The 15,379-nt window shown below is 54.4% G+C and carries 6 protein-coding genes; 2 read left to right on the top strand and 4 right to left on the bottom strand.

The annotated features are described in order from the left end of the window. Positions 1-544: FHA domain-containing protein (locus VAE55_RS00660; RefSeq protein ID WP_322813899.1), on the top strand; the 544-nt coding region annotated here is incomplete at its 5' end. A gap of 678 nt (positions 545-1,222) precedes the next feature. On the opposite strand, the gene VAE55_RS00655 is transcribed toward VAE55_RS00660, so the two are convergent. Both VAE55_RS00655 and VAE55_RS00650 read right to left on the bottom strand, forming a co-directional pair. Next, positions 1,223-1,534 carry a hypothetical protein gene (locus tag VAE55_RS00655; protein WP_322813898.1) on the bottom strand — a complete coding sequence of 104 codons (312 nt, stop codon included), beginning with the start codon at positions 1,532-1,534 and terminating at the stop codon, positions 1,223-1,225. 352 nt (positions 1,535-1,886) lie between these two features. Then, positions 1,887-2,591, bottom strand: a complete 705-nt coding sequence (locus VAE55_RS00650) for an ABC transporter ATP-binding protein (RefSeq protein ID WP_322813897.1) — start codon at positions 2,589-2,591, stop codon at positions 1,887-1,889. Positions 2,592-2,754: 163 nt separating this feature from the next. On the opposite strand from VAE55_RS00650, the gene VAE55_RS00645 reads away from it, so the two are divergent. Then, positions 2,755-5,526 carry a valine--tRNA ligase gene (locus VAE55_RS00645; RefSeq protein ID WP_322813896.1) on the top strand — a complete coding sequence of 924 codons (2,772 nt, stop codon included), beginning with the start codon at positions 2,755-2,757 and terminating at the stop codon, positions 5,524-5,526. Between the two features lie 566 nt (positions 5,527-6,092). Here VAE55_RS00645 and VAE55_RS00640 read toward each other — a convergent pair. Both VAE55_RS00640 and VAE55_RS00635 read right to left on the bottom strand, forming a co-directional pair. Further along, positions 6,093-6,929, bottom strand: coding sequence for an alpha/beta hydrolase (locus tag VAE55_RS00640; protein ID WP_322813895.1), 837 nt, complete (start codon positions 6,927-6,929; stop codon positions 6,093-6,095). Further along, positions 6,926-15,274, bottom strand: a complete 8,349-nt coding sequence (locus VAE55_RS00635) for a GAF domain-containing protein (protein ID WP_322813894.1) — start codon at positions 15,272-15,274, stop codon at positions 6,926-6,928. The genes VAE55_RS00640 and VAE55_RS00635 overlap by 4 nt, the downstream gene beginning before the upstream one ends. Positions 15,275-15,379 lie beyond the last annotated feature (105 nt).

The following is a 15,379-nucleotide window of genomic DNA, read 5'->3' as shown; positions in this document are numbered from 1 at the left end:
AACAGTGGCGCAGTACGAACAGATGGCAGCCCGCTATCCGGCAGGCAGCGTCCCTGCTTTTATCCTCGCCGGTCTCGATGCAGCGCGGGCTGAACTGGCTAAAACCGAGGCTGAACTTTCGGCGCTGTTAGGAAACGCTCCAACACCTGCGCCTGCTGCGGTCGCGCATCCGGCAGCACCAACACCCATCGGCACACCAATCTCAATTCTTCCTGCCCCAGAGGCATCTCTGGTATTAGCCAATGGGAGTGAGATCACATTAGCACCGGGCAGGAGTGAGTATATTATCGGGCGAGAAGACCCGGTGAGTAATATTTTTCCGGAAATCGATCTAACCCCATACGGCGGCGAATTAGGCGGCGTGAGCCGTCAACACGCAAAGATTGTCCATATCGGCAATCAGTGGAGTATTGTTGATCTCAACAGTACCAACCATACCCGTGTCAACGGGCAGCGCATCGAACCGCAGACGCCAACACCGATCAGTGACGGCACAAAACTCCAGTTCGGCAGGCTGGTTGCCACATTTCACGTGAAGTCATAGCGCTGTGGTTAAGCTTATCAGGTAGAACGGAAAAGAGACGAGGTGACGATAGACTGCCTCGTCTCTTTACTGTTTACTCCAACTCTTGCGCAAAGATGTGCATCGCGCAGTCATACCCAGGCTAAAATGCGGCCAGGTGCTCCACCGGTAATATCAAACCTGGTAGCATAGAAGCATGGTACGATCAGCACTACTCTGCATCCTGAGAGCATGAGCCTCCGGCTCGCCCCAAGCTGGTATGGTGAGTCAGTACCAGCAACCACGATCACCATCCAGGAGGCACGCCATGACCAGGAAGCAGCCCTCCCAAATCGTCGTGCCCGCATTGCTCGCTAACCTGAGGCAGAGCGCTGGCGTTTCACCACCCTGTGGCGCAACTACTGGGCTGCCCTATGGGACACCGAGGAATGTTGGTCGCTTTGGACGCCGTCCACAAACGATTGGCTGAAACAAGCGCACCCGATCATTGCCATCATCAACGCCGCGCTGGCGGCGGCCAGGGCGTAGGAGTATCCAGTGGCCTTCCCCCAAAACCACTCGCACCACGGCAAGTAACCAAGAGTCACCAGCGTCTGATAGTAGTGCTCACCACCTCCCTGCGTCCACGAAAAAGCCAAACTTCACAAATGGGTCAATATCCGCCTGAAGAGGCGAAAGGTTTACTGGTTTCGCTGCATACTACTTCTCATCGTCACCGCCGGCAATCCGCCGCATCCGTGCCGCGATAGCGGCGGCACCGAGTAATGCCAGCATCGAACTGCAAAACACCAGCAGTAGCCAGATGGCGTAGCGATTGAACAAGGCACTGATAGGGGATTGCTCAGGCTCCTGGCGTAGTCGTGATGACCCGTGATCGCCGGTAATCGTCTGTTCAGGTATTGCCGAAAAGGTAACACTATGCGCCGCGTGCAGCGATGGAGGCGCGATCACCGCTATGGTCAAGCATACTGCTATCAGAACGAACCCGCCCCATCGTGTTGGTTGAAACATACATTCATCTCCATACCGACAATCAATTCCTGCCCTATCATAACGCGAGTTGGGGATACAGGACTCCAATGCTTGAAGGAACTAAACCGCTTCAGCATTGCGGTTTGGGCAGCACGCCGGCACGTGTGGTTAGATAGCTCGATTGCGGTCAATCGCCAATGCACGTAGGGGCGCACAACCGTGTAGCTCCTGCTCGTCACATCAATCTTGCGATGTCAGTGTAAACAGCAAAGCTGATTGTCAGTAGAGATAGTCGTCAGCTCAACGCTTAGCACTACGTTCACACATCAGAAACAGCAAGCGCTGCGGATGAAGAATCATCCGCAGCGCACTAGTGTATGCCACCTTACCCTCACACCATGGCACGCTGTTTAACCGGCTGGTCGTCTGCAATCACACCATCGCGCACGCTGATAATGCGCTTGGCGTATTGGGCAACGTCGTGTTCATGGGTAACAAGGATGACTGTAATCCCTTGTTCAGCATTCAACCGCTGAAAGATGCCCATAATCTCTGCGCCGGTACGGGTGTCAAGAGCACCGGTTGGCTCATCAGCCATGATGATCCGTGGCTCGTTGACCAGCGCTCGTGCAATGGCTACCCGTTGCTGCTGGCCACCGGATAACTCGTTTGGCCGGTGGTGGAGCCGGTCTCCCATGCCTACCGCTTCTAATGCGCGTCGCGCCCGTTCCTGGCGATCAGGCCGCCCTCTGCCATAAAGCATTGGCAGTTCAACATTCCGTAGTGCTGTTGTGCGCTGGAGCAGCATATATTGCTGAAAGACAAACCCAATCTTCTCATTACGAATGATCGCCAGCTCATCATCACTTAGCTCACCAACATTTACCCCCTCCAGCAAATACTCGCCGGATGTTGGCCGATCAAGACAGCCGATGATATTCATCAGCGTACTTTTTCCACTCCCTGATGGCCCCATAATTGCGACCATCTCACCTTGCTGAATACTCAGCGAAATCCCTCGTAGCGCGTGGACTTCGGTTTCTCCCATCACGTACACTTTGGTAATATTGTTGAGTTGAATGAGCGGTTGTTGCATAACGCCTCAGTGGGTATGTCAGTCCTGAATGATCACTCTGTTTCCATTGTACTTGAGATCAGGGAATGTTGACCCCGGCCAGTCTATACCCGTCTTTCCGCAAAGACTGGTATAATATTGACAATATTATGACGTTGTCGTATTGCTATTTGTTGAGGCATATATGACCGATTCGACTGCTGCCCGTCCGTTAGAGATGGATAAAGCCTACGAGCATCGGCTCGTCGAGCAGCGACTCTATGAATGGTGGGAGCGCAATGGTCTCTTCGCGCCACGTGATGATGCTCCTCGTCCCCCGTTTGTGATCTCGATCCCGCCACCCAACGTGACCGGTGAGTTGCATCTCGGCCACGCGATGTTTGTCGCCATCGAAGATCTGCTCATTCGCTGGCGACGTATGCAGGGCTATCAGACGCTCTGGGTACCTGGTACCGATCACGCCGGGATTGCTACCCAAACCCAGGTCGAGAAGCTGCTCGAACGGGAAGGCACCTCACGTCAGGCGGTTGGTCGTGAAGAGTTCTTACGCCGTACCTGGGAATGGAAAGAGAAGTACGGTGGTGAGATCACGCGCCAGTTGCGGCGGTTAGGGGCATCGTGTGATTGGTCACGCGAGCGCTTTACGCTCGATCCCGGTCTGTCCCGCGCTGTGCATACCGCCTTCAAACGATTGTACGACGATGGCCTGATCTATCGCGGCACCTATCTGGTCAACTGGTCGCCCAAATTGCAGACGGCGGTTAGCGATCTCGAAGTAGAATACGAAGAGCGCAACGTTTCCATCTGGTACGTGCGCTATCCCGTTCGCACAGCAGATTGGGCCAGCCCGACGGCACCCTGGGGATCGGGGCAGTGGGCGGCTGGTGCAACGGAGTTTATCACTGTGGCGACTACGCGCCCTGAGACGATTTTGGGTGATACAGCGGTGGCGGTTGCACCCGGCGATCCGCGCTATGCCCATCTGGTCGGCCAAGAGGCGATTCTGCCGGCGCTCGCCCGTCCGCTGCCGATTATTGCCGATGAGTACGTTGATCCCGAATTCGGCTCTGGGGCAGTCAAGATCACACCCGCCCACGACAAGAATGACTACGAAATCGGCAAGCGTCATCACTTGCCGATGATCAATATTCTCAATCCTGACGCGACGATCAACGAGGCCGGTGGCCCTTACGTTGGTCTAGATCGCTTTGAGTGCCGTAAGGCCATCCTCGCTGATCTCGAACGCGAAGGACTGCTGATCAAGACCGAGCCGCACAAGATGAATGTCGGGATTAGTCAGCGTGGCGGCGAGATCATTGAACCACTCCTCTCGGAACAGTGGTTCGTGCGGACTCGTCCGCTGGCCGATCTGGCGATTGCTGCAGTGCGCGATGGCCGGGTGCGAATCGTGCCCGAACGCTTCGAGAAGGTCTATTTCCACTGGCTCGAAAACATCGAAGACTGGTGTATCTCGCGTCAGCTCTGGTGGGGGCATCGAATTCCGGTCTGGTATATGCCTAATGGGTCGATTGTAGTGCCCGGCCCCGACGAGCCACCACCGGCTGAGGGTGTGCAAGACCCCGATGTCCTCGACACCTGGTTCAGCTCAGGTCTGTGGCCGTTCAGTACGCTTGGATGGCCCGACGAAACCAACGATTACCGCCGGTTCTATCCCACCAGCGTGATGGAGACCGGGTACGACATTCTCTTCTTCTGGGTGGCCCGGATGATAATGATGGGCTGCTACTTCACCGGTCAGCCACCCTTCCACACCGTCTATCTGCACGGCCTGGTGCGTGATGAGCATGGCCGCAAGATGTCGAAGTCGTTCGGTAATGTGGTCAATCCACTCGAAATCATTGAGCAGTACGGTGCCGATGCGCTACGTTATACGCTGGTGACTAGCGGTACGCCCGGTCAGGATGTGAACCTGAACCCCCAGCGCATTGAGTCGGCACGCAATTTTGCCAATAAAATCTGGAACATTACCCGCTTCGTTATCAGTAAGCTTGGTAATCTGCCACGCACCGAATCCAGCAAAGTGACTGCCGAGTCGCTCCAGACCGCAGACTATACCCTGGCCGACCGCTGGATCCTCTCGCGCTATGCCCATCTGGTGGCTGAGGTGGATCGCCTGATGGAAGGCTACAATTTCGGCGAAGCCGGTCGCCAGATTCACGATTTTCTCTGGAGCGAGTTTGCCGACTGGTACGTTGAGATTGCCAAAGTGCAACTCGAAGGTGGTGAACAGCGGAACGAATTGACACGGCGCGTGCTGTTCACCGTACTCGACGGTAGCTTGCGCCTGCTCCATCCCTTCATGCCATTCGTCACCGAGGAGGTCTGGCAATACCTGACCGAAGCCTACCAACGGCCTGATCCTGAACCGACCACACCTTTTGCCGGGCTTGGGCTGCGCACAATCAGTTATGCGATGTATCCAGAACCGGCGCCACTGGCAGCGATGCGTGATGAAGCGGCAGAAGCCGATTGGTCATTAGTCCAATCCTTGATCGTGGCAATCCGCAACGTGCGCAGTGAGTACAAAGTTGAACCGGCGAAGCTAGTTGCAGCGACGGTCGTTGCCGGCAACCGCGCCGACCTTTTGCAGGCACAGGCTGCGCTAATTAGCCGACTGGCCCGTGTTGCAGCCGGTGATCTGGTGATCGTGAGCGAACTGGCCGAACGACCGCGACAGGCGGCTTCGATAGTAATCGGCTCGGTGGAATGCTTCCTACCGCTGGCCGGTATGATCGATCTCGCCGCAGAACAGGCGCGCTTGCAGAAAGAGCTGGCCCAGGCTGAAGCTGATGTGGCTCGGCGTACAGCCCGGCTAAACAACGAAAGTTTTATCAGCAAAGCCCCTCCCCATGTCGTCCAGCGCGAGCGTGAAGGGCTGGAAGCTGCACAGGCAGCCCTGGCCCGGCTACGCGAGCGCCTTGCCGAACTGGTCTGATGCGTGAGGTGTGTGTTGAGAAGAAGAGGGACGGGACTGACATCCGCCCCTCTTTGCATTACATCTGGTGTCATAAGATTCCACGTCAGCCAACCATCACCCTCATGCTGCACCTCTGAACAATGCAGCACCACAGGCAAGCACCGGTATCCCCCCTTGGGAGCGCGAGCCGCTGGCTCGTCCACCACCTGGAAATGCATGCACTGCTAAAACACGCTGGACAGTTTACTCATGCTCCCAACGGGACGGGTTAGAGTGAGGGCGTGTCCCATATCACTGCCGGGAGCAGCACAAGCTCGGCACGTGATCCACCCATCACGCTGCCGCCACACCTAAGCGCAGATACGTGGAGCCAGCACTTCCGCGCCGGTAATAACCCACCAGCAACTCACCGGTGTGCTTCAGCACAGGAATACACCTGAAAGAGGCATGTCTTTACAACAGACGCTGGTATTACGTGGAGAGGTCAGAAGGCTAGTGTTAGTGTCATTCACCGCCTGATGCTGTATCGGTAAGTGAATGTGTCAGAGTCACCTGTCCTGCTTTCCGTCTTCACTACTCAGAGGTCACAAATACTCCCGCTGATTGACACGGCGACGCCACTCTTCTTTGATCTCAATCGCGGTCCCCTGCGAGACCAGAAAATCGAGTAACAACCGGCCAAACGTATTCGCCTGTTCGAGAAACGGAAAGTGACTGGCTTTAGGCAGCACAACCAACTGGATCGGACGCTCTGCCAGTTCGTTCAGAAATACTGCATGGGCAGCATTAACAATCGGGTCTTTCCCACCGTAGACCGCCAGCAATGGCGTTTGCAAGGAGATAATGTATGGCCGGAGATCGGTCTCTAACAACGACTCATGAACCTGTGACAACACCTTCTCACTCAGGCTCGACGTGTCTTCTTCAATCTCCTGTTGAATTTCAGCATCTGCCACCTGTAACGTGCGCACCATGCGCACCCAGCCATTCTGGCTGGTATTCATCCCCAACAGTCGCGAGAGTGTGCCCGGCTTGATGTGTTGCGCTAACACCTGACCGTGTAATGGCGTACAGACAGTGAGCAGACGGTTGAAGCGCTCAGGATGTTGATGAGCGGCGAGGATCGCGACCATGCCCCCCATGCCGTGACCCACTAGGGTAGCGCGCACAATACCAAGACGATCCATAAATTGAATCAACATCTCGACATACGTCAGCACGGTAAACTGGTCACCACGACGGTCGCTTTCGCCAAACCCCCAGAAGTCAAAGGCGTAGGCGCGATGGCGCTCTGAGGCAATATCCATAATTGGCACCCAATAGCGCCACGAACCGATCCAGCTATGCAGAAAGATGATTGGCTGACCACGACCAAAGACTTCGTAGTGTGCCAGGCGGTTATCGAGGTGGATAACGCTCATACCTCCACCTCCTCGGTGTATGAGCCATTTGTCTCTTGCTGTAGCGGAATTGCAAAAGCAAATGTGCTTCCCTTTCCTAATTCACTCGTTACCCAAATCTCGCCACCGTGCATTTCCACCAGTTGTTTGGCAATGCTTAGTCCCAGACCGGTGCCACCGGCTATATCACGCAGTGGATTGTCGGCCCGATAGAATGGGCGGAACAACTTCTTCAATTGTTCAGGTGACATACCTACGCCAGTGTCTTCTACCTCAATTTGCATCATATTCGCCCGATTGAGGAAGGCACGCACGGTGATCGAACCGCCTTCGTAGGTATATTTCACCGCGTTGGAAAAGAGATTGAAGATGATCTGGCTCACACGTTTTTGATCGGCAGTAACCGGTGGCAGGGTTGGTGGAGCATCAATCCGTACTGTCATCCCCTTGCGCTCATATTCGAGCCGCAGTGATTGCACCACTTCGTCAATCACTGCTGGAATCTCAACCTGGGTAAAGGTGAGCTTCTTCTTCGAGTCGGGTCGCGAGAACTCCAGAATGTCTTCAATCAATGCACGCAGCCGGTTGGTATTGTTCTTGATAATCGTCAGATAGTTAATCTGATCTGGCGTCAGATTCAGGCTGGCGGTGAGTAAGAGCACATCAACATAACCCTTGATGGCCGTGAGCGGCGTTCGCAATTCGTGACTGACATCCGAGATGAACTGCCGCTTCTCTTTATCGGCCTCGATCTCACGGGTGATGTCACGGAGAACGACAACCTCCCCGTAATGCTGGCCATTAGGGCCACGTACCGGTGCAATATTGACAGCGATCACCTGTGAGGGATCGGTGAGATCAACTGATGTACTGAAAATCCCCTGGCTCTCCCGCATTCGGCGCAGACCTTGCACAATCCCGTTGTAAATCGTCTGGGCACGTCGGCGACCGATCTCATCATCGCCGATAATGGCCAGTTGCTGTAATGGCTGGTTGAGAACTTTGCCGGCAGGTATATCCAGCACTTGCTCGGCAGCAGGGTTGAAGAGGGTGATCTGCTGGCGATTATCAAGCACAATCACACCCTCGGTCATCGAGCGGAATACTGCCGCACTCTTTGAGGTTTCTTCGCGCTGTTCTTCAAGCAACACAGCGTTGCGGAGCGCCAGATCATTGATGAAGTTGTAGAGCTGCGCATTATTCACTGCAGCAGCGATCACACTGGCCACTGTACCAAGCAGGTTCATCTGTGACACACTGAAATAGTGGCGTTGTGCGCTTGACAGGATGAGAACACCAATCGCGTTATCACCGGTTTGCAGTGGCACACCGGCTACCGATTGCACATCGTCAGCCCGGCCCGGTTCTTTGAGCCAGCGCGGATCGTGTTTGACATCGGGAATATTGACTGCTTCCAGATGCCGGATGATCCAACCGGCCAGCCCTTCAGTACCATCGGTAAAGCGTAGCGGGATGTTGGCAATTTCGGCCTGACCACGCCCATGCAATACTGCCCGACAGAACAATTCGCCGGTTACCGGATCGCGCAGCATGAGCGAACCACGCTCCACACCTAGATTCTCGGATGTTAACTCCAGAGCACGCTGAATAATCAAGTTCAAGTCAAGCTGCGTTGTCAATTCCAGCGTAATCCGGTTAACTGCCTCCAGACGTTCCTTCTCTTCCGAAAGCAGTCGTGTTGCCTGTTCTAGTTCGGCAGTCCGCTCACGAACCCGAACCTCCAGAGCGGAGGCCAGATTACTGATCTGGTCAAACAGGCGCGCATTCTGAATTGCCTGACTGGCCTGACTGGCAATAGTGAAAATCACCGCCAGCATCTCTTCGTCGTAGACATCTGGCTCACCCGTGCTGATGGTTAACACCCCAACTAGTTCATTATCGACCAGCAGTGGCGCACCAATCCATGAACCGTCTTGCCATCCAAAGCGTCGCAATTCGTTGAAGCGCGGGTCCTGGTGCGTATTTGCTATCAAGACCGGTTGATGATCGATAGCCATAGCCTGGAACAGGCTACTACTCTCCAATACAATGGTCTTAACAAGAGATGTTGTAACGCCAAAGCCGCGTTCTTCGCCAACCCGCAGATCACCATACTCCTCATCGCGCAAGAGCACTGCGGCATGGTCGTAACGCACGATCCGTTGCAACTGGGTGAGCACCAGGGTCTGAATTTCGCGCAGTGCCAGCGTCGAGGTAAACGATTGGGCAACTTCGCGCAACATGTCGGCCTGGTACCGTCGTTTTTGCTCAAGGGCGAAGAGCTGTGCGCTCTTGAGCGCCTGACCGGCCTGATTCGCCAAGATTGACAATAGTGAAGACTGGTGTGACGTCCATTCGTGCGGCGTGCGCATCCCCACCCAGATTACAGCCAGCCGTTCTTCGATAGGCCCGACGGCAACCCCCAATGCGCTCCGTACCCCTAGTTTGAGCGCATGATGGTCGCCATTATCGAAATCGGCCAGGTCACTAATCGCAATCGGCTGATCGCGCCGCAAAAGGCTGGCAGTTAACCCGTTGCGCCGAAAATCGATGAATAGGTCTTCCCGAAATTCAACACCGTCAATCAGTACCTGGCGTTCAATGTTGCCGCGGCGATCAAGGCGTAGTACTGCTGCCAGTTCAGCCCGCAACAAGCGAACTGCTGCATCGGCCAACAGCATCTGGATCGTATCCGGATCGAGGGTTCCCGACAGGCTCTGCGACACCTCGAACAGCGTACTCATTTCGCTGGCATTTTGGCGAATCTCGCTAAAGAGACGAGCGTTGTTGAGGGCTACTGCCGCCTGATTCGTGATCGTTGTGACGAAGCGAAGATCATTTTCATCAAACGCATGCTGGGAGTAACTCTGAATGTTGACGACCCCCAGTACCTGATCACCGTAAATAATCGGCACAACCAGGTAGGATTCCTCAATCCCTTGATCATCACCGACCCGGCCCTGATCAACAACCAGCCCCATAGACCGCGCAGCCGCAGCCGTCCCCAACAGCAATGGCCGGCGGTTGCGAATGACCCAACCATTCGTACCACCACCCAGCGGTCGTGGTTCGAGGAAAAGCCGCGTGCCACGATCATACGCGATGGGATAGCTGATCGTGTTGGTTGATTCATCGTACAACCCGATCAGAGAGGTACTGGTATCGATAATCTCGCCGATACCTTGATGCAAGCGTTCGATTAATTCATAAATATCAAGTGAAGCATTAACGGCAGCACTGATGCGATTGATGATCGTTAATTCCGAAATTCGCTGTTCACGCTCTTCAAAGAGACGGGCGTTTTCGAGCGCAATTGCGGCCTGGTCGGCCAGACCTGCCAACAACAGCATCTCATCGTTGGTAAACTGCCGTCGGTAATTGGTCATCACACTGAGCACACCGATGATTTGCTCGCGGTAGATGACCGGCACACCCATGAACGAAATAAGGTTGTTACGCTGCTGGTAATTTGGATAGAGCGAACCACCCAGTGAATTGACATCTTCGATAATCAACGGCTGCCCGGTCTCGGCAACCCGTCCGGTAAACCCCTGGCCAATCGGTACCCGCATATTGCGGCCCTGCTCGACGGGGATACCATCGAGTGCCGCTGGCGCCAATACATTTCCTTCACCGATTGTCCAGAGGGCGACTGTGGTCACGTTCAACTGCCGGCTCACCAGCTCCATCAGTTTATTGAGCACTTCCTGGGGCCGTAGCAGTGACGACAAGATGCGTGCTGCATCGAGCAGGGTGGAAAGCTCACGCACCTTCTGACGGGTTGCCTCGGCACTACGCTGCGCCTCGACTGTCGCACGGGCACGCGCAATCGCAGTACTGGTCTGGCTGGCAATAGTCTGACACAGTTCCAGAATTTGGGGCGAGAAGCCCCCCGTTCGGCCAACAAAATCTAACCCGACAGTACCGATCACTTCGTCATTCAAGATAATTGGAATAATCCCAACTGAGCGAATGTCCAGTTCACGGAAGATAGAATGTAATGGTGCAAATAATGGGTCATGTTGAGCATCTTCCGAGACAAGTGGTCGCTTCTCTCGATCCAGCCAATCAATCGACGGATTGTCAAAGAGTTGAATACGTATTTGATCGAGCAATCCACTATCAACATACTCGGCTACCGCCGGTGCATATCCACTGGCCCGGTCATACATCACCATCCGCACCTGATCAACGCCGGTGATAGCTCCTATGGCGTTCACAATCTCTTGATAGATCGCCTTTAAATCGGTCAGTGCGTTAGTTGTAGTTGCCACCCGGTTGAGAATGGCTAACTGCTCAACCTGAGTCTGGGCCTGTTCGAGCAAACGGGCATTCTGAACACCGAGCGCCAGTTGATTGGCAATGGTCGTTAGAAATTCACGCTCGCGATCTCGGTAGATACCAGGCGTATAGCTCATCACAGCCAGCACACCAACCACCGTCTGATCACCGATCAGCAACGGTACGCCAAGCCATGCCGCTGAACGGCGATCCGTACCAAACTGTACCGGTCTAAAGCGAAAATCGGATTGCTCCAGTTCTTTACTCAGATCAACGAATTGCAACGATTGACGTGTGCGGATGATGTATTCGGTCAAACTTCCCGGCATGGATGGCTGACGATGATCGGTGAATTTCTCTACCCCCTCATCGACTTCGTAGCACAGGGTCATTTCGTCATGTTCGGGATCGTACAGAAACGCTACGAACGAGTCCAGGCTCAAGAAAGCCTGAATGTGTTTGTACACAGCACGCAGCATTTGCCGCTGATCAAGGGTAGACGCAATGATCTGCCCGATGCGATTGATAATATTCAGTTCAGCGATCCGCTGTTCACGTTCAGCAAACAAACGGGCGTTTTCCAGTGCTATCGCCAGTTGATTGGCTAATGCCGACAGGAAACGCAACGTGCGCTCATTAAAGGCACCCGGCATTTCGCTCTGGACGGAGAGCACGCCGATAACCGCACCCTGGCTAATCAGTGGCACGCCAAGCCACGAACGTATCTGTTGCCCCTCACTTACCAGGAAACGAGCTTCATTCCGCAGATCGCTGGTCAACAGATCATCGATCCGTATGGGGTTGCCCTCGTCAATAATTTTAGCGATCAGGCCAGTTTTGGGGGCAACATATTTCTCAAGCCCGGCTACACGTTCGCCGCGCTGTTTGAACAATTCAAAGCGGACAGTATCCTGATCAGGATTGTAGCTGACAAGATAGAAGAAGTCGGGTGTACCGAGGAATGCTACGATCTCTTGATAGACCCGTTCCAGCAGGATGTCGAGATCAGTTGTCGAAGTGGCTGCTGCGCCAACGTGAAAGAGTGCTGCCATCTCTTCTGCCCGATCACGGGCCTCGCGCAGCAAGAGATGGTTTTCGATCACTATCGCAGCCTGATCGGCGAAGATTTCCAGTGGCTCTATTTCACGGGCAGTTGGACGCCGGCGATTTTCGTTGTCGCTGGCAAAGATGATGCCCAGCAGCATGCCCTCAGTTGAGTAGAGGGGCACGCAGAGTCGATCATCAAGTTGCCACTCGTCAGTACCTCGTTCATCTACGAATGGATGGTAATCGAAGATACCGGTATCAAAGCCTGCTTCCAGCTTATGCGCCTCTTCAGCCGGGACAAAATAGACTCGACCCATGCGGAAACGCGGATCAAGGTAGCGCGTCACCAGGTCCAGATCAATGGGGTGTTGGGCCAGTCTGGCTTGCTCAGCCAGAGGAATACCGGCAGCCACCTCCAGATATAGCCGATTTTGATCGTCGAGCCGGCTCAGGCAGAAGAGTACCGTGCGTAGACCGAGCGCATCGATTATGCTGTATCCGATCTGTTCCAGCAAACTGGCCAATGATTGATCGGCACGCATAGCCTGACCGATCTCGAGCACATCGCTCAAAATGTCTGCCCGACGTTGCAGCATTTTCGCCATGTGCTCAAGCTCCAGGTAATGCTGCGCATTGCCGATCGCGATGGCCGCCTGGTGTGTCAACGCCCGCACGAATTCACTCGCTTCAAAGTCGAAATGGCGGGGCTGCTCAGCCATCAATAATACCAGACCATCCACACTACCCTGGTAGAAAATTGGTGCTGCCAGCGCTGAATTCGCTGTAGGGCAGTGTAAAGCGCTACGCTCATGTTCTCCCAGATAATCACTGAGAGCCATCTCGCGGCGAGTCAGCGCTTCCTGAGCCGTCAAAATGGCATGATCGAGCTGGCTGCCCAACATCTGGCTACGGATCGGAGGGGCATAACCAATAACTTCGACGATGACGAAAGTGTAGCTCTCCGTTTCCAGATCATTCTCAGCTGGCCGTGGCAACCGTTCACCCGATACAGCGTGTGAGCGATTCACCGTCACTCGTAATGCAATCAGGCCATGGCTGGCACCAGTTGCACGCAGTGCCTGTTCGAGCACAAATGCCAGAATTTCATCCTGATTGAGCGTGATTGCCAGTTGGCTACCGATTCGCTGTAAGGCCCGCAATTGCTCAATCCGCTGTCGCAGGCTACTGTCGACCTGGGCAAACCGATTGGCATTCGCAATTGCCCGTGCTGACTGACCGGCTAAAATACCGATCAGGCGTTCATCTTCGGCATTGAAATCGTTTACCTGGGTTGAAACCAGTTCAAGTGTACCGAGCAGCGTGTTACCACTGCGTAAAGGGACACCTAAATAGCTCCGTGCGTGGAGATTGCTACTCAACGTTAGCCCACTGATGTCATCGAGGACACCCAGCCAGGCTGGTGGCTGACTTAGATCATCAATCTGCAACAGACGTTGATGACGAATCAACCAGGAGCTAAGGGTGTCACTTTCGTCACCCACCTGACAACGCAGATGTTGCTGATAGGCAACCCGTAGACGCTGATTACGCTCATCGAAGAGGGTGATCCGGCCACCGCTGAAATGAACCAGCTTCGCCGCCCCAGTCAACGTTGCTTCAAGCGTCTCTTCAAGTGACAGGTCAGCAGCAAGAAGCTGATTAATCTGTTGTAAACGCTCCAATTCACCGGCCCACTGCTGGGCAGCATCATAGAGCCGACGGTTTTGCACCGTAGTCGCAATCTGGGCACTCAGCACTTGCAACAGATTGCGTTCGATCTGGTCGAGCACATAGCCGGCTGTGGCATATCCAATTGCCAGAAACCCCACCATCTGCTCTTTACTGCGCAACGGTACCAGCCATACGCTATGACAGCCGGCTGCCACCGCGTGGGCGACTATCGGATTGGTTTGCGCCGCATCGGCAGTATCGGAGATCATGGTCGGTTCATTCCGCTCACCCAACTGCTGCAAGACAGGGGTAAGCGGAATTGAGTCCTGATAATCTGTCTCGAAATGACGTTCGCTGTAGATAGTAATGGTCTGAAAAGTAGCGGGCTGGTCAGAGGGAGAGAGATAAACTGCCCCGAAATCGGCATGCAGCGCTACGGCCATGTTTTCAGTAGCACGAGCAATTGTCTCCTCAATGGCTAGACTTGAACCAATCTCAAGGCTATTTTCGTAAAGGACGAACAACTCGCGCGCATGACGACTTTCGTGTTGTTGCAGAGCTGTCGCGTACAGCAGCAGAGCTAATGGTCGTGCCAGTGATTGAATTGTGTAAACCGCCTCTGGGCCGGGATCGAGAAGTAACAACAAACCAACCAGCTCAACCCCAACGGTCAGCGGTTCAACCAGAAGCGTCCATGAGGAGGGTGCACCACGACGCTGGGTACGACTTCGCCACATTCCCAGTTGGGTGGTTTGAAACGTTACCGTTTGAGCGATGGTTTCGTTATCGGCGATTGCCAGTTGTGGCGGGAAGATGGAATCCCCGGTGCTGCTTACCGCTCTGGTCAATATTTGCTCGTTGAAGTTGAACCAGTAGAGAGCCAGAGCCTTCGCCGGTAAGAGTGTACATGCCTGGCGGCACAACTGTTCCAGCGCGACACTCATATCACCGACGCCGATATTTTCCAGCGTCGCATACCCCAGCGTGCGCAACTGCTCGATACGCTCACTCAAGCGCGCACGTTGCCAGACTGCTAGCAGGGTTGTAATTTGCGTAACAAGTGCCGTGGTAAATGCTGGCTCGAAAACAGCCGCCAGTGTTAATCGTCCGTAGATCTGGGATGAGTCACGTAATTCAAGCGCGTGACCATTTATCGGAGTTTCACCCCAGTTTACGCTGGCGATCTCTTGTTCGTTGGCAAGTAATGCCAGACGTCCACCAACGCCGAGGTGACGTTCGAGCAGTTCACCGATCAATTGACACAGCGCTGCCGGCTCGGTCTGGCCGAGGGAGCGTTGGCTGTGCAGGGCTAACTGGGCAAGTAACTCCCAACCCTGTGTCGGTGCTCCGATGACCGTCGTACTCATAGTAACACTATCGCTCCTGCTGGGGTGTCTATTCTGCTCCGAGGACTACTTCGTATGCATAAACGAGACGCAGATCGACATTTGGTCATGGATGCCGGCCCCTGA

Source organism: Chloroflexus sp., from assembly GCF_034432675.1.
GTDB lineage: Bacteria > Chloroflexota > Chloroflexia > Chloroflexales > Chloroflexaceae > Chloroflexus.
The sequence above is the reverse complement of the archived record's forward strand: the minus strand, read 5'-3'. Positions and strand labels throughout refer to the sequence as shown.

Bases quoted from the DNA above. Each gene is read 5' to 3' on its own strand.
- VAE55_RS00655 (WP_322813898.1), bottom strand. From the start codon at position 1,534: ATGTTTCAACCAACACGATGGGGCGGGTTCGTTCTGATAGCAGTATGC.
- VAE55_RS00650 (WP_322813897.1), bottom strand. From the start codon at position 2,591: ATGCAACAACCGCTCATTCAACTCAACAATATTACCAAAGTGTACGTG.
- VAE55_RS00645 (WP_322813896.1), top strand. From the start codon at position 2,755: ATGACCGATTCGACTGCTGCCCGTCCGTTAGAGATGGATAAAGCCTAC.
- VAE55_RS00640 (WP_322813895.1), bottom strand. From the start codon at position 6,929: ATGAGCGTTATCCACCTCGATAACCGCCTGGCACACTACGAAGTCTTT.
- VAE55_RS00635 (WP_322813894.1), bottom strand. From the start codon at position 15,274: ATGAGTACGACGGTCATCGGAGCACCGACACAGGGTTGGGAGTTACTT.